Below are 19,280 nucleotides of genomic sequence, written 5' to 3' on the forward strand. Positions count from 1 at the left end.
GCCCGTAAACTGGCGCGCATCGCCTTTGCACTCATGCAGAAACAAGTCGATTACAACCCCAGGCAAGGAGGGTCGTTGACATAGAATCTCCTACACGTCTGCGGGGTGATGCGTTTATGTAGGAGCCGCGACCCCGCGGCGAATGGGGTGAGCACTATCGATGTGGCGGGCAGGGCTGCAGTTGTCTCGCGCGCAACGAATAGCTCCAATATTGCGGTGAACCTTTTATCGCTTCGCGCCGGGGGCGACGCTCCTACAAGTTAACTCTCATCTCCTGCCTATCGGGCTGCCGCACGCAGACCTGATTCGCCACATGCCGGGTCCTCCTTTACAATCCGCCCCTGATTTTTCCTAAGGGGCATACGCGCCGATGAAACCCTGGACGCTTGGCCTGACCGGCGGTATTGGCAGTGGCAAGAGTGCGGTTGCCGAGCAGTTCGTCTCGCTGGGCGTGGACCTGGTCGATTCTGACCAGGCCGCGCGCTGGGTCGTGGAGCCTGGTCGCCCTGCTCTTGCGGCCATCGCCCAGCACTTTGGCGAGCAGGTGTTAAACCCCGACGGCCACTTAAACCGCAGCGCCCTGCGCGAGCAGATTTTTACCAACCCTGCCGAGCGGCGCTGGCTGGAAAACCTGCTGCATCCGCTGATTGCTGCAGAGGTCGCGCAGTTTCTAGCCAACGCCAAATCGCCCTACGCCATCATGGTTTCGCCCCTGCTGATCGAATCCGGTCAGTACAAACTGGCGCAACGCGTGCTGGTGATCGACGTGCCGGAGCACGTGCAGATCGAGCGCACCATGCGTCGCGATCAATTGTCAGCTGAACAGGTGCAAGCGATTCTGGCCGCTCAGGCGACGCGCGAGGAGCGCTTGCGGCATGCCGATGACGTACTGACCAACGACCGTGACCTGACCTGGATGAAAAACGAAGTCGAGCGCCTGCACGCCTTTTACCTGACCTTGAATGGAGGCCAACCATGAGCACCCCTACCCTCGTCGCCTGCCCGACCTGCGCCGCACCCGTGGAGTGGGGCCCGCAAAGCCCGAGTCGCCCGTTCTGCTCCGAGCGCTGCAAGCTCATCGATCTCGGTGCCTGGGCCTCGGAGGAGCACGCCATCCCAGGCAATGAGCTTGAAGACGATCTGTTCTCCGAAGACATGCCGCCACGGCAGCATTGATTGGATCGCAGCCGTTGATGAGCGATGGGCTATTCCATCCACTGCAACGGCAACCCTGACGGAACCACCATGAGCCCTTTGCAAGCCCTTATTGCCGCGGTGCCGCAGCGCGGCCAGGTACGCTGGATCGGCGTACGCCCACAATCGCGCGGCGAGATGCTTGCACTCGATGCGGTCGAGGCACGTCGCGAAGCCGGGTTGACCGGGGATCACGCCCGACCCGGGCCACGCAACGCCCGGCAGGTCACGCTGATTCAATGGGAACACCTGGCGGTGATCAGCGCCCTGCTGGGCAGGGATGCCGAGCGAGCCATCCAGCCCGAAGACCTCAGGCGCAACATCGCCATCAGTGGCATCAACCTGTTCAGCCTCAAAGGCCGGCGCTTTCGGATCGGCAAGGCCATTCTCGAAACCACCGGCTGGTGCCAACCGTGCGCACGCCTCGAGGACCGTCTCGGCGCAGGAACCTTTCAGGCGGTGCGTGGGCATGGCGGCATTACCGCACGGGTGCTGCACGGGGGCATCATTCGCCTGAGCGACTCACTTGAGGTGGAGCCTCTAGAGCACTCTGAGTGATAAGCGCCGGCCAAATCCCGATCCCTCCGCCATCGGCAGCCTGATAGACTCAGTCGCATTCTGTAAGGCTGCACAGCCAGCCATTGAACCTTGACGAGCCCCGTCGAGTCGATGAATACCCTGGTGCGCTCATCAGCAAAACGATGCCAGCGACCGCGGTAAGCCAGCAGCAGCTTGAGCGCGCCAAGAAACACCGAGTCGCCCGGCGCTATGAGCCTTGCTCGCCCGGACTCATGCAGATTTTTTAGCCTTGTGAGATGTATCCATGACCCATCGAATCGTAATCGTCGGCGGTGGCGCCGGCGGCCTGGAACTAGCCACGCGCCTGGGCAGAACCCTGGGCAAGCGTGGTAAAGCCCATATCACGCTCGCTGATGCCAACTTGACGCATATCTGGAAGCCATTGCTGCACGAAGTTGCCGCCGGCTCACTGAACTCCACCGAGAACGAGCTGAATTACGTCGCCCAGGCGAAATGGAACCACTTCGAGTTTCAGCTGGGCCGCATGAGCGGTCTGGATCGGGCACGCAAAACCATTCAGCTGGCCGCCACGCTCGATGAAGACAACCGTGAGCTGGTGCCAGCCCGCGAGCTCGCCTACGACAGCCTGGTAATCGCGGTGGGCAGCACCACCAACGACTTCGGCACCGAAGGCGCAGCCAACCATTGCATCTTTCTCGACACGCGCGAGCAGGCCGAACGCTTCCACCGCAAGATGCTCAGCCATTACCTGCGCGCCCACGCCGGCAACGGCGATAACGACCAGATCAGCGTCGCCATCGTCGGTGCAGGCGCTACAGGTGTAGAGCTGGCGGCCGAACTCCACCATGCCGCTCGCGAACTGGCGGCCTATGGGCTGGATCGCATTCGACCCGAGAACATGCGCATCACGCTGATCGAAGCAGGCCCGCGTGTATTACCTGCCCTGCCCGAACGCATCAGCGCACCCGTGCATCGCACGCTGCAGAAACTCGGCGTGACCGTGATGACCAACGCAGCAGTCAAGGAAGTCACCGCTGACGGCCTACTGACCGCCAGCGGTGAGGAGATTCCGGCGAGCCTCAAGGTATGGGCAGCCGGCATCCGCGCGCCGGGTTTTCTGAAGGATCTGGATGGCCTGGAAAGCAACCGCATCAATCAGCTGGTCGTTACCTCAACCCTGCAGACGACGCGCGATGAAAACATCTTCGCCTTCGGTGACTGCGCCGCCTGCCCGATGGGCGATGGCAGTGAGCGCAATGTACCGCCGCGCGCACAAGCGGCTCACCAGCAAGCCTCGCTGCTGGTCAAGTCGCTGACATTGCGCCTGCAGAACCAGCCGCTACCGACCTATACCTACAAGGATTACGGCTCGCTGATCTCGCTCTCGAGCTTCAGCGCTGTTGGCAATCTGATGGGTAACCTGATGGGCAGCGTTAAGCTGGAGGGTTGGCTTGCGCGGATGTTCTACGTATCGCTGTATCGCATGCACCAGATGGCGCTGTACGGAGCCTTCCGTACCTTGCTGCTGATGCTCAGCGATCGCATCGGCCGCAGTACTGATCCACGCCTGAAACTGCACTGATCCCATGGGCAGCCTGCCGTAGGGTGGACGACGCTTCACCCGTCCACCGCCCTGCAAGCGCAATGGTGGATGACAAAAGCGTCATCCACCCTACGGGAGCACACCCTGTCTTCAGAAAGCAAAAAACCCGCTCTAGGCGGGTTTTCTACTCAAGCAGAGCTTGAAATGGTGGGTCGTGTAGGATTCGAACCTACGACCAATTGGTTAAAAGCCAACTGCTCTACCAACTGAGCTAACGACCCAAAAATGGTCGGGGTGAGGGGATTCGAACTCCTGACATCCTGCTCCCAAAGCAGGCGCGCTACCGGACTGCGCTACACCCCGAAGAAAGATTGGCTCCGCGACCTGGACTCGAACCAGGGACCCAATGATTAACAGTCATTTGCTCTACCAACTGAGCTATCGCGGAACTATGCTTCTTTCAGTCTCTGCTATTAGCGTTTGGCTTTCGCCAGTCGCCGTAGCTGAGGCGCGCCATTTTACGGTTCCGCGAGCAGCTGTCAACCCCCTAAATTGCTTTTATGACAATGCTTTGCGAAAGAATGGCTAATTGCTATACCTTCGCTGCATGCCTGCACTGTTTGTAGTAACGCAGCGAGGCTTTACTCAGGATCGCCGATGACCACTCAGGGCACGCCACCGACTCCCGCTAACGGTTCGCGAAACTTGGCTAGCCGAGGTATCCAGCCGCGCTTCAGTGAGCTGGGGCAGAGCTGCCGCAAACTGGTGCTCAATCATCTGGCTGATAACCTGCAGCGCACCTTCGCGCAGGTGGACGACACGCTGTTCCAGTGCGCGGAGAATGCCGAGAACAATCAAGTGCAGGCGCTGTTCTTCGACAACATGCGCAGCATCCGCAAGATGCGCCCGCAGATCGAACGTCATTACCACCTGAGCATTTCCCAGAGCATCGGCAATTTCCTCGACGGCAAACTCACTGCGCCCGCGTCGCCAAGAGCGGTGGATGCCGATGAACTGGCTCTGGTGCAAAACGACGACTACGAAGAGAGCCTGCAGATCACCAACATGGCCAGCCGCGTTCAGGCGCGCTGCGCACAGGCACTGTTCGCGCTGGAGCAGCGCCTCGCCCTGCTCAATAATGGGCAGCCGCTGCCGGAAGGCAGCAACCCGGTTGCGCCGAAGACTATCGCCCAGGCATTCCTGGCTGCACTCGCCCCCTGCGGGCTGCCGCTACGTATAAAGCTGGTGCTTTATAGCCTCTTCGACAAACACCTCATGCACGAGTTGGACAAGCTCTATGACTCACTCAACCAGCGCCTGGTCGATGCCGGCGTGCTGCCCAACCTCAAATACACCGCAACACGTACTCCTGCAGCAGTGCAGTCGCCCTCTTCTATCGAGATAACCGCCCAGCCGGCGCGCACTGCGCCACGGGATACCCGCGACGAGCGCCCGCTGCTCGATCTGGATGCCGCGCCGCCCTCGGATCTCAACCAACTGGTCGACGGCCTCAGCACCCTGCTCGCCGAGTACCGCAAGCACCAATCGGCAATTGGTATGCCCGGGGGGACACCGAGCATGGCCAGTTTCGCACCGGAAAACGCCAGGCGTAGTTATGATGCTGCCGACCTGCTGGCGGCCTTGGACCGCATGCAGCAAGCCTCTGCCGAAGAGCTGGCCCAGCGCCTGGAGCGGCCGCAGCAGGTTGCCGGGCTCAAAGCCGATCTGCAGCGCCAACTGGCCAGCCACAGCGTTGAGCCTCTGCAGCATCGCCTGGGTAATCGCGAGACCGATGTCATTGACTTGGTGGGCATGCTGTTCGACTTCATTCTCGATGACGACAACCTGCCGCAACCTTACAAAGTGGCTCTATCCCACCTGCATACGCCCTACCTGAAAGTGGCGCTGCTGGACAAAGCGCTGTTCACCCGACAACACCACCCTGCACGCCAACTGATCAATGCCATGGCCAAGGCTGGCGTGCTTTATGGCGCACAGGATGAAGTACACGGCCTGCTCGCCAAGGTGCACTGGGTCGTCAAGCAAGTCATCGAGCATTTCTCGGGCGACCTGCAGCTGTTTGACGAGTTGCTCAAGGAATTCAACGAATTCACCGGCACACTTAAACAGCGGGTCGATCTTCAAGAGCGGCGTGCCGTCGAAACCGCCAAAGGGCGCGACAAGCTGCTGGCTGCTCGGCATCAGTCGGCGCAGGTGATCGCTCAAAGCCTGGCCAAGCGATCGCCGCCGCCGCTTATTCGCCACTTCCTTGAGCGCACGTGGATCGACGTACTGGTGTTTATACAGCTGCGCCATGGCTCTTCCAGCGAGCAATGGCAGCGCGCTAGCGAGGTCGCTGAACAGCTTGCCTGGAGCGGAACGCAACTCGACGCCGCGCATCGCGACCGCCTGCAGCAGCTGCGCATCGAGATGCTCGAAGAGCTGCGCAAAGGTCTGATGCTGCTGGGTGGCTACCACCAGGACGATATCCGCCGCCTGTTGCAGGATCTGGTTGCCTGCCAGCATGCAGTTCAAGCGGGGCAACCCGGCCTTGCCTCGGGCCTGACGCTGCCACCGAATCCAAGCCAGCTCGGCGCTATGCTTGGCGATGATGCGGCGCTGCTCAATGTTGTAAAGGCCAGCACGACACTTTCGCAAAAAGGCCAGCGTCTGGTGAGCGAGTTAGAGAAGATCGAGTTCGGCACCTGGTTTGAATTCATCAACGGCGACAAACGCCAGACCCTTAAGCTGTCGTGGTACAGCCCAACAACTCATAACTACATGTTCGTGGATCCGAACGGCCAGCGAGCGGCGGTCAAATCAGTCAGTCAGCTGGCCGAGGAGATGGAGCAAGGTATCGCTCGGCTGAGCAAGCCGGATCGCGCCGCGCCAGTAGTCGATCGCGCACTGACTGCGGTTTATCGTGTTCTGCAACAGCTCACCGGCCGCACCCACTGAGGTTCACGCATGAATGACCGTCGCCAGCACAGCCGCTATCAGGCAACGTCGCTACTTGAAGTATTCGAGCAGCACAGCGGTCGTTACCTCGGTCGTGTGGCTGACATTTCCAGCGATGGGCTCATGCTGTGCGGCCCAGTGCCCCAGCCTGCCGATACCTTGGTGGAGTGTCGGCTGGTGTGCTCCACGCCACTCGATGGGGTGAGCGAGCTGCACTTTATCAGCGACTGCCTGTGGAGCCGCGGGGGTGAACAGGGGCAGCAGTGCTGGTCGGGCTACCACATCATTGATATCGATCAGCGCAACACAGAAGCGCTAAGCGCACTCCTGCGGCACTTTCAGGCTTCTAGCTGACCTACTTCGATAGCCTGCAAACCCTCATTGCAGAGCCGGAACAGCCCAACCGATAGACGCCCTCGATCAAGGCATCAGCAACAGCGATTAGACGCCACAAGGCCAAGCGCCTAGGCTTCTCTGTGTCAATCCGCCGCAGGGGAGCTTGCCGTGCCCCGGTCAGCCGAAATAGTCACCAGTCCCGAAACCAGCGAGCCTGCTGCCACGCAGCCGGAAGGCTACGCCTATGCGCAGCTCGGTAACCCAGACGTCACCGACAGCGCCATCCTGGCTCAGGAGAGCGCGCTGGCCATCAGCTACAACGGCATCAGCCACGCAGTGATGATGGTGTCGCCAAGCGCCGTCGAGGACTTTATTACCGGCTTCAGCCTTACCAGCGCGGTAGTCGACTCCATCGACGATATCTACGACATCCGCTTGCGCCATGTCGGTGCTGCGATCAATGCCGACGTTGAGATCAGCAGCCGTGCCTTTTGGGCCATGAAGCAGCAGCGCCGCCAATTGGCTGGCACCAGCGGCTGCGGGCTATGTGGCGTGGAAGCGCTGGAACAGGCGTTGCCGCAGCTGAACGTCCTGGCCAAGGCCGAGCTGCCTGCAGCCGCGCACTTGGACGGTCTGCGTGAGCGGATCAACGCCGTGCAGGATCTGGCCCGCCGTAGTGGTGCCCTTCATGCCGCTTTATATGTCGATGGCAGCGGCGAGATACGCACCTGCCGTGAAGACATTGGCCGGCACAACGCGCTAGACAAGCTGATCGGCGCCCTGGTCCGCGAGAGTCACGATGTTCGCCAGGGCTTTGCGGTGGTCACCAGCCGCTGCAGCCTGGAACTGATTCACAAGGCGGTCAGAGCCGGTATCGGCAATCTGGTCAGTCTGTCGGCCCCGACCGCCCTGACCGTGCAATGGGCGCGCCGGCACAACCTCAACCTGATTCATTTGCCCCACCACAGCGCGCCCCGGGTCTACAGCCCCGCGCCGTCTGCCAGAGAAGAATAACCATGAGCCTGCAACCCGTTAACCCGCGTTACAAACCCTACAAAGGCGCTGCCGCCGGTTGGGGCGCGCTGATCAGCGTTACGCAGTTCTGGCTGGACAGCAAACAGCCGTTCAAGAATCTGCGCGCATTGCTCAAGACCAACCAGAACGGCGGCTTCGACTGCCCCGGCTGCGCCTGGGGCGACTCCCCGGAAGATGGTCGCATCAAGTTCTGCGAGAACGGCGCCAAAGCAGTCAACTGGGAAGCCACCAAGCGCCGGGTCGACGCCAAGTTCTTCGCCAAGTACACCGTCAGTCAGCTGCGCGAGCAAAGCGACTACTGGCTCGAGTACCAAGGCCGTCTGACCGAGCCGATGCGTTACGACGCCGCCACTGACCGCTACGTACCGACCTCCTGGGACGACGCCTTCAGCCTGATCGCCAAGCACCTGCGAAATCTCGAAAGCCCCAACCAGGCCGAGTTCTACACCTCGGGCCGGGCCAGCAACGAAGCCGCGTATCTGTATCAGCTGTTCGTGCGCGCGTTCGGCACCAACAATTTCCCTGACTGCTCGAACATGTGCCACGAGGCCAGCGGTGTTGCGCTGACCCAGAGCGTGGGGATCGGTAAGGGCAGCGTGACGTTCGATGACTTCGAGCACGCCGATGCCATTTTCGTGCTGGGTCAGAACCCCGGCACCAACCACCCGCGCATGCTCGAGCCGCTGCGCGAGGCGGTGAAGCGTGGTGCCCAGGTGGTCGCGTTCAACCCGCTGAAAGAACGTGGCCTGGAGCGCTTCCAGCATCCGCAACATGCGCTGGAAATGCTCACCAACGGTTCCGAACCGCTGAACACCGCTTTCTTCCGCCCGGCATTGGGCGGCGACATGGCAGCCCTGCGCGGTATCGCCAAGTTCCTGCTGCAATGGGAACGCGAGGCAGTCGCCAAAGGTGACAAGCCGGTATTCGATCACGCGTTCATCGCCGAACACACCGATGGCGTCGACGCCTACCTGGCCGTGCTCGATGCCACCTCGTGGGAATCGCTGGTCGAGCAATCCGGCCTGACACTGGAAGAGATCGAACAGTCGGCACTGATGTACCGCCGCGCCGAGAAGGTGATCATGTGCTGGGCAATGGGTATCACCCAGCATCTGCACTCCGTGGCAACCATTCAGGAAATCGTCAACCTGCAACTGCTGCGCGGCAACCTCGGTCGCCCAGGCGCCGGCCTGTGCCCGGTACGCGGCCACAGCAACGTGCAGGGCGACCGCACCATGGGCATCAATGATCGCCCGCCGGTCTTACTGCTCGACAACCTCGAGAAGCGCTTCCAGTTCCAGGTGCCGCGTGACAACGGCCACAACACGGTGGAAGCGATCAACGCCATGGTCGACGGCCAGGCAAAGGTATTCATCGCCCTCGGTGGCAACTTCGCCCAGGCCACGCCGGATAGTCCGCGCACCCACCAGGCGCTGCAGAACTGCGACCTGACCGTGCAGATCAGTACCAAGCTCAACCGCAGTCACCTGACCACCGGCACCGATGCATTGATCCTGCCGTGCCTGGGCCGTACCGACATTGATCGTCAGGCCAACGGCCCGCAGGCGATCACCGTGGAAGACTCGTTCAGCATGATCCACGCCTCCAACGGCCAGCTGGAGCCGCTTTCCAAGGAAATGCGCTCCGAGCCCGCAATCGTTGCGGGTATCGCCAAGGCGACCTTGGGCAATCACCCTGTTGACTGGGATGCAATGATCGCCGACTACAGCCGTATCCGTGATCTGATCGCCGACACCATTCCTGGCTTCCAGGACTTCAACCAGCGCGTGCAGCATCCAGGTGGTTTCTACCTGGGCAACTCAGCGGGCGCCCGCCAGTGGAAAACCACCACCAACAAGGCCAACTTCAAGGCCAACGCGCTGCTCGCCGACCTGCTGCCACCGCAGGTGCGCAACAGCGGCCAGAAGCCCGATCTGATCCTGCAGACCATGCGTTCGCATGACCAGTACAACACCACGATTTACGGCCTGGATGACCGCTACCGCGGCGTTCGCGGTCAGCGTGACGTACTGTTCGTCAACGAAGCCGACCTGACCCGCCTGGGCTACAAGCATGGCCAGAAGGTCGACATCACCTCGCTGTGGGACGACGGTATCGAGCGCAAGGTCGTTGGTTTCACACTGCTGGCCTTCGACATTCCTGCCGGCCAGGCAGCGGCCTATTACCCCGAAGCCAACCCGCTGGTGCCGCTGGAAAGCGTTGGCCTGGGCAGCCATACACCGACCTCGAAGTTCGTCGCCATTCGCCTGCACGCTGCCGGGCAAACCGCTCGCATCCTGTAATCGATAGCGCTTCCCTGCTAGACCCAGGCACCTTTGCCCGGGTCTAGAGAGTGGAGTGACGCTAACCTGCCCCGCTTCGCGAGATAACCGTCAGCACTGCGCGACCATGTTGCAGTTCGTCGGAATCTGCCGCGTATATCTGCTAATTCGCTGTCTGATGTCCCTTTGCCGTCATGCACGTCCGTTAACGTGCCCCGCTAAGCGCTCACCTGAAGCGCGCTGCGTTTCTTGCCCAAGCCATGATGTGGCCCTTCGGGCTTCTGCCAGACGAGCGACACCGTAAGGATGATCTGTCGAGCTGCGCCTTGAGCGCGACTCTGCACTGCGGTCATTCGCCTGTATCGGGAGGAATGCCATGCGTTTCCCATCTGCTGCCCTTCTAGGGGTGGCTCTGCTGAGTATCCACGCCCAGGCGGCTATCCTGGAGCGGGAATTGGGCGACTACGCCCTTAACCTCGGCACCACACCTACTCGCAGCATGGCGCAAGGGCTGGTCAAGCCACAGAGTGGTGGCGCGTTTCACGGTGGGCTGGATCTGAGCCACCCGAGCGGCTGGTACATTGGCCAATGGTCGCCGAGCCTAGGCATTACCCCAGGCAGCAACATGGAGCTGAACAGCTACGTCGGCTTCCGCCAGCATTTCGCAGACACCTTGGGCTATGAGCTGGGCACCATTCGTTATAGCCACCCGGGCTTCACCCACCTCGACAGCCAGGACGTGTATGCGGGGCTGACCTATGACGCGCGCCGCTTCGGCCTTTCCCTCAGCAATGACCCGAGCCGTATCAACAGCACACTGCTAGCCGACTTCGGGCGGATCGACACCCTGGGTATGGCGGTCAGCGTACGTTATGGCAACCACCTGCTCGACACTCCAACGATGGCAGGCGGCCGGCAGATCAGCTCGTTCAATGACTGGTCGCTGAGCCTGTCGCGCCCGTGGAAAGGCATCGACTTCGATTTTTCCTACTCGGACTCCAGCCTCAGCGGCGATTCGTGCTCGGCTTATTCGGGGCACAACACCGAATGCGAAGGCTGGTTCTCTATCAAAGCGTCCCGCTCGCTGTTCTAAGCCAGCCACTCGGCTCACCGACTACACGCGCATATCTCGCACACATTCAGATACATACAACGATGTATCTTTAATCACCCGTTCGGGAATTTCCTTGCAGATCAGGCTCTAAGCTTGTGTCGTCAGCTGCACGGCGACCGCATAAACCCGTGGCAACGCCATGGCTTGGCCCGCAAGGGTAATTTTTCGAGGGTTGCACAATGCGTACATTCCTTACCGCATTGGCTTTCAGTGCACTGGTTTCTCCCCTGGCCTACGCCGACACGACCAAATCCGCCATCGGCAGCGGTGTCGGTGGTGCCCTGGGCAATGTCGTCGGTCAGCACCTGGGCGGCAGCACCGGCGCGGCAATTGGCGCTGGCCTGGGTGGTGCGGCGGGCGGTGCCATCAGTTCTCGCAACAAGACCGAAGCTGCGCTGGGCGGTGGCTTGGGCGCCTCTGCTGGCTCGGTTCTGGGTAACCAGTTCGGCGGCGGTACGGCATCGACCATCGGCGCGGGCCTGGGCGGCGCCGCCGGTGGTGCATTGGCCAACGAAATGGCCGACAGTAATCGCAATGACTCCCGCTATCGCGATAGTGGTCATCGTCATGGCAAGAAACACCACAAGCGCCATAAAAAGCATCGCAATCGCTGATTGATCAGCAAACAGGGGCGCTTTAAGCGCCCCTGTTTTTTCAAGGTAATTGCAACGTCTGCAATGCCGCACGTAGCGCCTGCGGAATCGCAGTCGGTCGGTTGCTGGCCCTGTCGACAAACACATGCACGAAGCGCCCGGCTGCGCAGGCCTGCCCCTCACCTTCCTTGAACACTGCAAGCTCGTACTGCACCGAACTGTTTCCCAGGTTGCCAACACGCAGGCCAACCTCGATGCGCTCGGGGAAGGCAATCGACGCGAAATAGTCACAGCTCGAACTCACCACGAAGCCAACGATCTCGCCGTGATGGATATTCAGGCCACCCGTTTCGATCAGGTAGCTGTTCACGGCTGTGTCGAAATAGCTGTAATAGGTGACGTTATTGACGTGGCCATACAGGTCGTTGTCATGCCAGCGCGTGGTAATCGATTGAAAGTGACGATAGTGCTCGCGCAGGTGCTGTGGCTGTTGCATGGGACAAAGCCTTGCAAGGGGAAAGCCGGCATGGTGCCGACCTCCCTCGACGCTGACAACCTACCACCACTTATCCTGATATCGGTCGATCAGTAGGCCACCTGGTAGATAGCCAGCGCGTGGGCTTGCGTCATCTCCCTCGGGTTATTGGCAAGCAGGCGTTCGTGCAGCATCGCGTCGCTGGCCAGGCGCGGCAAAAATGCCTCGTCTACGCCAACATCGCGCAGTCGCGTCGGCAGGCCGCTGCGCTCACTGAGGTCGGCCAATTCGATGATGAACTGTTCGGTGTGATCCGTCGCATCACCGCCGCGCAGGCGTTCGCCGAGCAGCAGCGGTGCCAGCTCCTGATAGAGCGGCGCGGCTATCGAGGCATTGAAACCCAGCACGTGCGGTAACAGCACCGCAGTACTGACTCCGTGGGGCACCTGAAAATGCCCGCCGAGGGGATAAGCCAGCGCATGCACAGCGGCCAACGGCGCGTTGGCATACGCCTGACCGGCCAGGCAAGCGCCCAGCAGCACGGCCTGGCGCGCTTCGCGATTACCGCCGTTGTGCACCGCCTCGTCGAGATTGGCCCCGAGCAAGCGCAGCGCTTCACGAGCGAGCATGTCGGAGAGCGGATTCTTGCGTCGCGCGCCGGTGTACGCCTCTACCGCGTGCCCCATGGCGAGGATGCCGCAGGCAGCGGTGATGGGCGCAGGCAAATGCAGCGTTAGCTCAACGTCGAGCAATGCCAGATCGGGCAGCAGACGAGCCGATAGGACGGCGACACGCGTCGCATGCTCGGTAGTGATTACCGCAATGGGTGTGACCTCCGAGCCGCTGCCGGCAGTGGTCGGCACTTGTATCAGCGGTAGGCGCTGCCCCGCCGCCTTGTCGACCCCATACACGTCCCCGAGCGACTGCTTGCAGTCAGGGTGTGCCAGCAGCGCGACCAGCTTGGCCACGTCCAGCGAACTGCCGCCACCGAAGCCGATGATGAGGTTTGCCTGTACATTACTGGCGAACTGCGCAGCGCGGGTGATCACGCTCTCCGGCGCTCCCGCGGTTACGTCAGCGAATACGTGCAACTTCACGTCGCTTTCGGCGAAGGCAGCACGCACCTCCTCGAAGAAATCGAGCCGGGCAACACCGGCGTCGGTAATCAGTACAACGGACCGTGCGTTCCAGGCCTTGCACAGCGGCACCAGCCGCTGAACGGCGCCTGGTTCGCAGATGAGATGGGCGGCTGTAGCGAAACTGAATGGCTGCATGACGCTTTCCTCTTGTCGTGATGGAGCGCAGTCCGGCGCGTGAGATATGTAGCAAGCGTCATCGCGCCGCTTCCAGCTCCCCTTTTATTCATAGTAGGACGGGAACTGTTATCTGCCGCAAAACCGCCTCAATCAGCGCCCGCTCGTCGGCTCGAACTCCCGTGCAGAATCATTCGGCGAATTGCCTGAACAGCCAGGCGCTTCGCAACAGCGGCAGGCGTTAATTCGATAGGCCCAGTACCCATGCGGCTTTCACGGTTTCAGGCCGCTAGCCAAGCTGCCGCTCGACATTTGTCGGCTGGAAAAGTGCTAGTCCATCCAGTTCTTGCCGTTATGACACATCCGCCTAAGGCTCTGATGCCAACCGCAATAAAATGAAGATATCGAAGCGAGCAATGAGGTGACTCATGCCCCTTTCCATCGACGGCATGAATATCGGCACGTATAGCAACCGCCCGGTTAACTTCGGCAGCGGCTATCAGACCAGCCAACTGCAACGGACGACGCCGGTCGCCCAGCGCCTCAATGAGGCACAGGAACGCCTGCAAGAGCGCCAGCGACTGGAGCAGGGGCGCCAAGAACGACTGCGCGAGGCACGCGAAGAACGGATCGAGCAGCAGGAGCTACGCGAAGAACAGGCGCTACAAACGCGCTTGGAGCGCGAAGAAGCTGCCCAGGCGCGTGATGAACAGCTACGCGAACAGCGCCTGGAAACGCTGCAGGAGCAACGCGACGCGTACTTCAACCCGCTGTCGACAGAGAACATGGCGCGCCAGCGCACCCAATTGGAGGTCGGCAATTCGGCAGCGACCAACAGTGCCCCGATAAGTCCCCGATTAGCAGCGCAGGCTATCGCCACCTATCGCCAGACCGAGTCGCCGGACTTTATCAGCCGCAGCCTGGTTGCCTGATAGAACGCATTGAGCCCTGCATGAGGTGACTATCAAAAAGATACTCACCTCATACAGGGCTCAGCGGTTTACCTTGATCAAGTGCCTGCCCAGAGGCAGGCGTTATTCGATCATTCCTTTTCCAGAGCTTCCTGACGCTCGAGGAATTCCTCTTGCAACAACGCGTCGGGGTTCTCCGGCTCGCTGGTGTCGAGTTCCTGCTCTAGATGGCCTGTGCCGACGGCTTTGCTTTCCAGCTTGCCGACCAGATGCTCCAGAGCGTGGCGCATCTTCTCTGCCGCGCCTTCAACCGCCAGGTCCAGCGACTCCGCCTTGTGGGTTACCGACAGCGGCTGATGCCCTTTAGGACGCGCTTCGATCTGGCAGCGCTTGTCATCCGCCCCACTCTTGCTACCGTTTTCATCGCTGATATGTACTTCTACCCGCGACAGAAATTCATCGTAACGCTCCAGACGATCCGCCACCGATGCGCTGACCCATTCCTGGAGACGCGCACTGCCTTCGATATGGTTGCTGTTCACTTGAACTTGCATGGTGTTCCTCGCTTTTGACGGGTCTGTTCATAGGAGGCAGCGAAGCGGTACTAGGTTCCTGCTGTTTGCCCTCGCCAGGCAACAAATAGCGTGGCCAAACATTGCTGGCCCCGCTTAGAAACGGTCGCGGATCACTACCTCATCGAACGGCAGCTTGCCAATGCGCGGTTTGGCGTCGACGGCTTTCCTGCCGACCGCAACCATCAAACCGATCAGGTGGTTGTCCGGCAGATTGATCAGCTTGCCCACAGCGTCGAAGTCGAACCCATCCATGGGGCACGAGTCCAGGCCCTTGCCGCGCGCGGCCAACATCAGGGTCTGCGCCATCAGGCCACAACTGCGCATGGTTTCGTCACGCTGTACCTGGGGTTTGTCACGGTAGTAGGTGTCGATCGCACCGGCCATGTACTGCTGCACTTCCACCGGCGCACCTTCCCACACGCGAGCGACATTCTTTTCCCAGCTATCGATCTGCGCGCAGACCACCACCAGCATTGAAGCATCGGTCATCTGCGCCTGGCCCCAGCCCGCCTCACGGATCTGCTGGCGCAACGCGGGGTCGCTGACTTCGACCAAGCGGACATGCTGCAGGTTGAAGGCCGATGGCGCGAGCAAGGCCAACTGCAACAGCTCGTCCTTCTCTTCGCGGCTAAGCGTGAACCCGGCGTCGTAGACTTTAATGGCGCGGCGACTGCGGATGGCTTCGTCGATATGCATGAGGTAACTCCGGAAACGGTGGCAGAGAGATTTCTGCAATCCTAGGCAAGCAACTCAGGTAAAACCACCTGGCTTTTGCGATGCGATTCATCGCCTGCAACGATTTATTCGAACCACGCTCAGCTTAGCCAGTCGATTACCGCATAACTGGCGGCAGCGCCCTTTCAAAGACGCTGCGCTCCAAAGAGCGATGCCGCGCAGATGCCAGATAATCCCTGCGGCTCTATTACGGCTATTCCACACGATCGTTCGAGCGTTAAGCTGTCGACCATGACCAATCCGCCCTACATTACCCTGCCCACTGCCGACACAGCCGCGCTCAAGGTGGGTGGAGACTGGACGCTCGCCCACTACGGCGCATTGCTCGGCCAGGTCGACGCCACCAGACGCAGCCTGGCGGATAGCCTGGCCGCCGACATCAGTGAACTCGGCAACCTGGATACCGCCGGCGCCAGCCTGCTGGTCGAGCTGCTCGGTGCGGATCGCCTGAACCGCTTGCTGCCTGATGCTGCCCTCAGCGAGGAGCGTCGTGCGCTGCTGCAGACCGTCGCCAGCGCCATGCAGCAAACCCAGCAAGCACCGGAGCAACCCACTCGCTCGACCTACCGCGAGTTCTTCGGGCATATCGGTGAAGTGGTCGAGGGCGTGTGGCACAAGGCCGTGGGGCTGCTGGGCTTCGTTGGCATGACGCTAAGCGCGATGCTGCTGATCCTGCTCAGCCCGCGCCGCTGGCGGCTGACATCGCTTGCCTCGCACCTGGAACAAATCGGCCTGAATGCCGTGCCCATCGTCGCCCTGCTGACCTTTCTGGTTGGCGCCGTGGTGGCGTTCCTTGGCGCAACGATCCTGACTGATTTCGGCGCGACCATTTACACAGTCGATCTGGTGGCGTTCTCGTTCCTGCGCGAGTTCGGTGTGCTGCTGACCGCCATTCTCATGGCCGGCCGCACTGCCAGTGCCTTCACCGCACAGATTGGCTCGATGAAAGCCAACGAGGAAATCGACGCGATCCGCACACTTGGCCTCAATCCGATGGAGCTGCTGGTGCTGCCGCGGGTGTTCGCCATGCTCATCGCCCTGCCCCTGCTGACGTTCGTCGCCATGGTCTGCGGCATGGTCGGTGGCGCCGTGGTGTGCATGCTCACACTGGATATCTCGCCCGCCATGTTCCTCTACCTGCTGCAGGAGAACATCCCGCTCAACCATTTTCTGGTCGGCATGCTCAAGGCACCCATCTTCGCCTTCCTGATCGCGGTGATCGGCTGCCTGGAAGGCTTCAAGGTTACCGGCAGCGCACAGTCGGTTGGGGAGCGCACCACGTCCAGCGTGGTGCAGTCGATCTTCGTGGTGATCGTGGTCGACGCACTGGCTGCGCTGTTCCTGATGGAGATGGGCTGGTGAACGACGAAGTGATCATCCAGGTACGCGACCTGACCAACCAGTTCGGCCCGCAGGTGGTGCATCAGCACCTCGATCTGGACCTGTACCGCGGCGAGGTGCTGGGCGTGGTCGGCGGCTCGGGCACGGGCAAGTCCGTGCTGTTGCGTACCATCGTCGGCCTGCGCGAACCCAACGCCGGTACGGTACGGGTGTTCGGCGAGGATCTGCTGACGCTGTCGACGCAGCGGCGCTCCGAGCTGGAGCGGCGCTTCGGCGTGCTCTATCAGCGCGGTGCGCTGTTCTCGTCGCTCACCGTGGCGGAGAACATCGCCCTGCCGCTGATCGAACACGCCGGGCTTAACCGCGCCAGCGCCGAGCGCCTGGCCAAGTCCAAAGTGGCCCTGGTCGGTCTGCCCAGCCTTGCTGGCGACAAATACCCGACCGAGCTGTCTGGCGGCATGGTCAAGCGTGCCGCCCTGGCCCGGGCTCTGGCCTTGGAGCCAGACATCCTGTTTCTCGATGAGCCCACCGCCGGTCTCGACCCGATTGGCGCGGCGGCTTTCGATCAGTTGATTCGCACCCTGCGCGACGCCCTGGGCCTTAGCGTATTTCTGGTCACCCATGACCTGGACACGCTTTACACATTATGTGACCGCGTCGCGGTGCTGTCGCAGAAGCGCGTACTGGTGGCCGACCGCCTCGAGGTTGTCGCGGCGACCGACGATGCGTGGATTCGCGATTATTTTCATGGACCGCGTGGCCGCGCGGCCGAACAGGCTTCAGCGAGGATTAGTTGAATGGAACCACGTGCTCATCACGTATTGATCGGCGTGTTCACGGTGGCGATCGTCAGCGCCATTTTGATATTCGCCCTGTGGCTGGGCAAATCCAGCGCGGACAAGCAGTTCAATTACTACGAGGTGATCTTCACTGAGGCGGTCAACGGCCTGTCCCAAGGCAGCGCGGTGCAGTACAGCGGTATCCGGGTCGGTGATGTCACCAGCCTGACCCTCGACCCGCAGGACCCACGCAAGGTACACGCGAACATCCGCATCACCAGCAGCACACCGATCAAGCAGGATACCCGCGCGCGCCTGACCATCACCAACATCACCGGCGGCGCGGTGATCCAGCTGCACGGTGGCTCGCCGGAAAGCGCGCCGCTGACGGCCAGCAACGGCGGCATACCGGTGATCATCGCCGACCGCTCGCCTTTGTCGCGGCTGATGGCCAACGGCGAAGACCTGCTGGTCAGCGTTACCCGGCTGCTCGATCGCGCCAATGCCATGTTCTCCCGAGAGAACACGCAGAACATCGCCAAGACCCTGCGCAACCTGGAACAGATCACCGCCAGCGTGTCCGAGCAACGCGACGAATTACGCGAAGCCCTGGCGCAAATGAGCGCTGCCGGGCGCGAGGCGACGGCGCTGATGAACAACGCCAACGAGCTGTTCACCGGCCCCGCCCACAACACGCTGGATAGTGCCGAGCGGCTGATGACCTCCCTGGAACGCACCAGCGGCAATATCGAGCAACTGCTGCAAGACAACCGCGCCGCGCTCGATGGCGGCATGCAGGGCATTGGCGAGCTGGGCCCGACAATCAATGAGTTGCGTGACACCCTCGGCTCGCTACGCTCGTTCTCGCGGCGCCTGGAAGAAGACCCTGCCGGCTACCTGCTGCGCAGTGACAGCATCAAGGAGTTCCAACCATGAAAGCACTCGCCGCCGCAGGCGCTCTGCTACTGACCGGGCTGCTCAGCGCCTGCTCGATACTGCCCGCCGGAGAGGCGCTGAACGTGTACCTGTTGCCGAGCAACTTGCCCGTACGTGCAGCCGATGTGCAATCTGTGGACTGGTCGCTGCGGGTCAACCGCCCGCAAAGCAGCCAGCTGCTGGACAGCCCGCGAATTGCTGTACTGCCCGAAGGCGACCTGATCAGCGCCTATCAGGGCGCGCGCTGGAGTGATCGAGCCCCGGCGCTGGTACGTGATCGGTTGATCGGCGCGCTTCTCGATGACCGCCGTATCAGCGCGGTGAGTAGTGACGACAGCCGCTTGCAGGCCGATCTGGAACTAAGCAGTGACCTGCGCGCCTTCCAGAGCGAATACCGCAACGGCCGGCCGGAAGTGCATATCCTCCTCGATGCCCGCCTGGTGCAGGCTGGCAACCAGCGCATTCTGGCCAGCCGCCGCTTCGAGGTTCGCCAGATCGCCGGTGATCCCGCCGTGGAGTCCGTGGTGAAAGCCTTCGGCGAGGCCAATGATCAGCTATCGCGGCAATTGATGGATTGGGTGGTCGACGAGGGCCAGCGCAACGCGCCGGATACCGACAAACCCTGAGCGCAGGCGATGCCAGCAAAACATCCGGTAGCCTGGCGTTGAGCGCAGCGATAC

The 19,280-nt window shown here is 61.3% G+C and carries 19 protein-coding genes and 3 tRNA genes; 15 read left to right on the forward strand and 7 right to left on the reverse strand.

Annotation, left to right across the window (positions count from 1 at the left end; all coding sequences use genetic code 11):
• Window positions 1-370: 370 nt before the first annotated feature.
• The 4 genes from coaE (at window position 371) to BLS60_RS16075 (ending at window position 3,316) form a co-directional block, all read left to right on the forward strand.
• Window positions 371-979 (forward strand): dephospho-CoA kinase, encoded by a 609-nt coding sequence (gene coaE, locus BLS60_RS16060; RefSeq protein ID WP_092370001.1) that lies wholly within the window; start codon window positions 371-373, stop codon window positions 977-979.
• On the forward strand, window positions 976-1,176 hold the full coding sequence (gene yacG, locus BLS60_RS16065; protein WP_070880637.1) for a DNA gyrase inhibitor YacG: 201 nt from the start codon (window positions 976-978) through the stop codon (window positions 1,174-1,176). Before coaE ends, yacG begins: the two co-directional genes overlap by 4 nt.
• A gap of 69 nt (window positions 1,177-1,245) precedes the next feature.
• Window positions 1,246-1,752, forward strand: a complete 507-nt coding sequence (locus BLS60_RS16070) for an MOSC domain-containing protein (RefSeq protein WP_070880636.1) — start codon at window positions 1,246-1,248, stop codon at window positions 1,750-1,752.
• Window positions 1,753-2,017: 265 nt separating this feature from the next.
• The gene (locus BLS60_RS16075; protein ID WP_092370004.1) at window positions 2,018-3,316 is read left to right on the forward strand and encodes an NAD(P)/FAD-dependent oxidoreductase; all 1,299 of its coding nucleotides are present in this window, start codon (window positions 2,018-2,020) and stop codon (window positions 3,314-3,316) included.
• A gap of 166 nt (window positions 3,317-3,482) precedes the next feature.
• Here the strand turns inward: BLS60_RS16075 and BLS60_RS16080 are convergent.
• The 3 genes from BLS60_RS16080 to BLS60_RS16090 form a co-directional block, all read right to left on the reverse strand.
• A tRNA-Lys gene (locus tag BLS60_RS16080) sits at window positions 3,483-3,558 on the reverse strand.
• Window positions 3,559-3,563: 5 nt separating this feature from the next.
• Window positions 3,564-3,640 (reverse strand) — tRNA-Pro (locus tag BLS60_RS16085).
• A 9-nt stretch (window positions 3,641-3,649) separates the two neighbouring features.
• Window positions 3,650-3,725, reverse strand: a tRNA-Asn gene (locus BLS60_RS16090).
• A gap of 209 nt (window positions 3,726-3,934) precedes the next feature.
• Here BLS60_RS16090 and BLS60_RS16095 point away from each other — a divergent pair.
• From BLS60_RS16095 to BLS60_RS16120, 6 genes are all read left to right on the forward strand, one after another.
• Entirely contained in the window at window positions 3,935-6,235 is a 2,301-nt protein-coding gene (locus BLS60_RS16095) for a DUF1631 domain-containing protein (RefSeq protein WP_092370008.1), read from the forward strand.
• A gap of 9 nt (window positions 6,236-6,244) precedes the next feature.
• Entirely contained in the window at window positions 6,245-6,589 is a 345-nt protein-coding gene (locus BLS60_RS16100) for a PilZ domain-containing protein (protein ID WP_092370011.1), read from the forward strand.
• A 150-nt stretch (window positions 6,590-6,739) separates the two neighbouring features.
• On the forward strand, window positions 6,740-7,585 hold the full coding sequence (gene fdhD, locus BLS60_RS16105) for a formate dehydrogenase accessory sulfurtransferase FdhD (RefSeq protein WP_092370014.1): 846 nt from the start codon (window positions 6,740-6,742) through the stop codon (window positions 7,583-7,585).
• Window positions 7,586-7,587: 2 nt separating this feature from the next.
• Window positions 7,588-9,909, forward strand: coding sequence for an FdhF/YdeP family oxidoreductase (locus tag BLS60_RS16110; protein WP_070880632.1), 2,322 nt, complete (start codon window positions 7,588-7,590; stop codon window positions 9,907-9,909).
• A gap of 355 nt (window positions 9,910-10,264) precedes the next feature.
• Window positions 10,265-10,981, forward strand: a complete 717-nt coding sequence (locus BLS60_RS16115) for a TorF family putative porin (protein WP_092370017.1) — start codon at window positions 10,265-10,267, stop codon at window positions 10,979-10,981.
• Window positions 10,982-11,181: 200 nt separating this feature from the next.
• The gene (locus BLS60_RS16120) at window positions 11,182-11,616 is read left to right on the forward strand and encodes a glycine zipper domain-containing protein (RefSeq protein ID WP_092370020.1); all 435 of its coding nucleotides are present in this window, start codon (window positions 11,182-11,184) and stop codon (window positions 11,614-11,616) included.
• Window positions 11,617-11,656: 40 nt separating this feature from the next.
• Here BLS60_RS16120 and BLS60_RS16125 read toward each other — a convergent pair whose 3' ends face one another.
• Entirely contained in the window at window positions 11,657-12,091 is a 435-nt protein-coding gene (locus BLS60_RS16125; protein WP_092370023.1) for an acyl-CoA thioesterase, read from the reverse strand.
• Window positions 12,092-12,180: 89 nt separating this feature from the next.
• On the reverse strand, window positions 12,181-13,344 hold the full coding sequence (locus BLS60_RS16130; RefSeq protein ID WP_092370026.1) for an iron-containing alcohol dehydrogenase: 1,164 nt from the start codon (window positions 13,342-13,344) through the stop codon (window positions 12,181-12,183).
• Window positions 13,345-13,751: 407 nt separating this feature from the next.
• Between BLS60_RS16130 and BLS60_RS16135 the strand changes: the two genes are divergently transcribed.
• Entirely contained in the window at window positions 13,752-14,255 is a 504-nt protein-coding gene (locus tag BLS60_RS16135; protein ID WP_092370029.1) for a hypothetical protein, read from the forward strand.
• Window positions 14,256-14,365: 110 nt separating this feature from the next.
• Here the strand turns inward: BLS60_RS16135 and BLS60_RS16140 are convergent, their stop codons facing one another.
• Both BLS60_RS16140 and BLS60_RS16145 read right to left on the reverse strand, forming a co-directional pair.
• The gene (locus BLS60_RS16140; protein ID WP_092370032.1) at window positions 14,366-14,788 is read right to left on the reverse strand and encodes an HPF/RaiA family ribosome-associated protein; all 423 of its coding nucleotides are present in this window, start codon (window positions 14,786-14,788) and stop codon (window positions 14,366-14,368) included.
• A gap of 114 nt (window positions 14,789-14,902) precedes the next feature.
• Window positions 14,903-15,505 (reverse strand): nitroreductase family protein, encoded by a 603-nt coding sequence (locus BLS60_RS16145; RefSeq protein ID WP_070880625.1) that lies wholly within the window; start codon window positions 15,503-15,505, stop codon window positions 14,903-14,905.
• A 270-nt stretch (window positions 15,506-15,775) separates the two neighbouring features.
• On the opposite strand from BLS60_RS16145, the gene BLS60_RS16150 reads away from it, so the two are divergent.
• The 4 genes from BLS60_RS16150 to BLS60_RS16165 are packed head-to-tail and all read left to right on the forward strand — an operon-like array spanning window position 15,776 to window position 19,226.
• A complete protein-coding gene (locus BLS60_RS16150; protein WP_092370035.1) occupies window positions 15,776-16,906 on the forward strand; it encodes an MlaE family ABC transporter permease in 1,131 nt (376 codons plus the stop codon).
• Window positions 16,903-17,682, forward strand: a complete 780-nt coding sequence (locus BLS60_RS16155) for an ABC transporter ATP-binding protein (protein WP_092370038.1) — start codon at window positions 16,903-16,905, stop codon at window positions 17,680-17,682. The genes BLS60_RS16150 and BLS60_RS16155 overlap by 4 nt, the downstream gene beginning before the upstream one ends.
• The gene (locus tag BLS60_RS16160) at window positions 17,683-18,600 is read left to right on the forward strand and encodes an MlaD family protein (protein WP_092370041.1); all 918 of its coding nucleotides are present in this window, start codon (window positions 17,683-17,685) and stop codon (window positions 18,598-18,600) included.
• Window positions 18,597-19,226, forward strand: a complete 630-nt coding sequence (locus tag BLS60_RS16165) for an ABC-type transport auxiliary lipoprotein family protein (protein ID WP_092370044.1) — start codon at window positions 18,597-18,599, stop codon at window positions 19,224-19,226. The genes BLS60_RS16160 and BLS60_RS16165 overlap by 4 nt, the downstream gene beginning before the upstream one ends.
• Window positions 19,227-19,280 lie beyond the last annotated feature (54 nt).

Origin of the sequence: Phytopseudomonas seleniipraecipitans, from assembly GCF_900102335.1 — a bacterium.
Taxonomy (GTDB): domain Bacteria; phylum Pseudomonadota; class Gammaproteobacteria; order Pseudomonadales; family Pseudomonadaceae; genus Aquipseudomonas; species Aquipseudomonas seleniipraecipitans.

What these genes read in the sequence shown, in the direction of transcription:
- coaE (WP_092370001.1), top strand. Translation starts at nt 371, where the DNA reads ATGAAACCCTGGACGCTTGGCCTGACCGGCGGTATTGGCAGTGGCAAG.
- yacG (WP_070880637.1), top strand. Translation starts at nt 976, where the DNA reads ATGAGCACCCCTACCCTCGTCGCCTGCCCGACCTGCGCCGCACCCGTG.
- BLS60_RS16070 (WP_070880636.1), top strand. Translation starts at nt 1,246, where the DNA reads ATGAGCCCTTTGCAAGCCCTTATTGCCGCGGTGCCGCAGCGCGGCCAG.
- BLS60_RS16075 (WP_092370004.1), top strand. Translation starts at nt 2,018, where the DNA reads ATGACCCATCGAATCGTAATCGTCGGCGGTGGCGCCGGCGGCCTGGAA.
- BLS60_RS16095 (WP_092370008.1), top strand. Translation starts at nt 3,935, where the DNA reads ATGACCACTCAGGGCACGCCACCGACTCCCGCTAACGGTTCGCGAAAC.
- BLS60_RS16100 (WP_092370011.1), top strand. Translation starts at nt 6,245, where the DNA reads ATGAATGACCGTCGCCAGCACAGCCGCTATCAGGCAACGTCGCTACTT.
- BLS60_RS16110 (WP_070880632.1), top strand. Translation starts at nt 7,588, where the DNA reads ATGAGCCTGCAACCCGTTAACCCGCGTTACAAACCCTACAAAGGCGCT.
- BLS60_RS16115 (WP_092370017.1), top strand. Translation starts at nt 10,265, where the DNA reads ATGCGTTTCCCATCTGCTGCCCTTCTAGGGGTGGCTCTGCTGAGTATC.
- BLS60_RS16120 (WP_092370020.1), top strand. Translation starts at nt 11,182, where the DNA reads ATGCGTACATTCCTTACCGCATTGGCTTTCAGTGCACTGGTTTCTCCC.
- BLS60_RS16125 (WP_092370023.1), bottom strand. Translation starts at nt 12,091, where the DNA reads ATGCAACAGCCACAGCACCTGCGCGAGCACTATCGTCACTTTCAATCG.
- BLS60_RS16130 (WP_092370026.1), bottom strand. Translation starts at nt 13,344, where the DNA reads ATGCAGCCATTCAGTTTCGCTACAGCCGCCCATCTCATCTGCGAACCA.
- BLS60_RS16135 (WP_092370029.1), top strand. Translation starts at nt 13,752, where the DNA reads ATGCCCCTTTCCATCGACGGCATGAATATCGGCACGTATAGCAACCGC.
- BLS60_RS16140 (WP_092370032.1), bottom strand. Translation starts at nt 14,788, where the DNA reads ATGCAAGTTCAAGTGAACAGCAACCATATCGAAGGCAGTGCGCGTCTC.
- BLS60_RS16145 (WP_070880625.1), bottom strand. Translation starts at nt 15,505, where the DNA reads ATGCATATCGACGAAGCCATCCGCAGTCGCCGCGCCATTAAAGTCTAC.
- BLS60_RS16150 (WP_092370035.1), top strand. Translation starts at nt 15,776, where the DNA reads ATGACCAATCCGCCCTACATTACCCTGCCCACTGCCGACACAGCCGCG.
- BLS60_RS16160 (WP_092370041.1), top strand. Translation starts at nt 17,683, where the DNA reads ATGGAACCACGTGCTCATCACGTATTGATCGGCGTGTTCACGGTGGCG.
- BLS60_RS16165 (WP_092370044.1), top strand. Translation starts at nt 18,597, where the DNA reads ATGAAAGCACTCGCCGCCGCAGGCGCTCTGCTACTGACCGGGCTGCTC.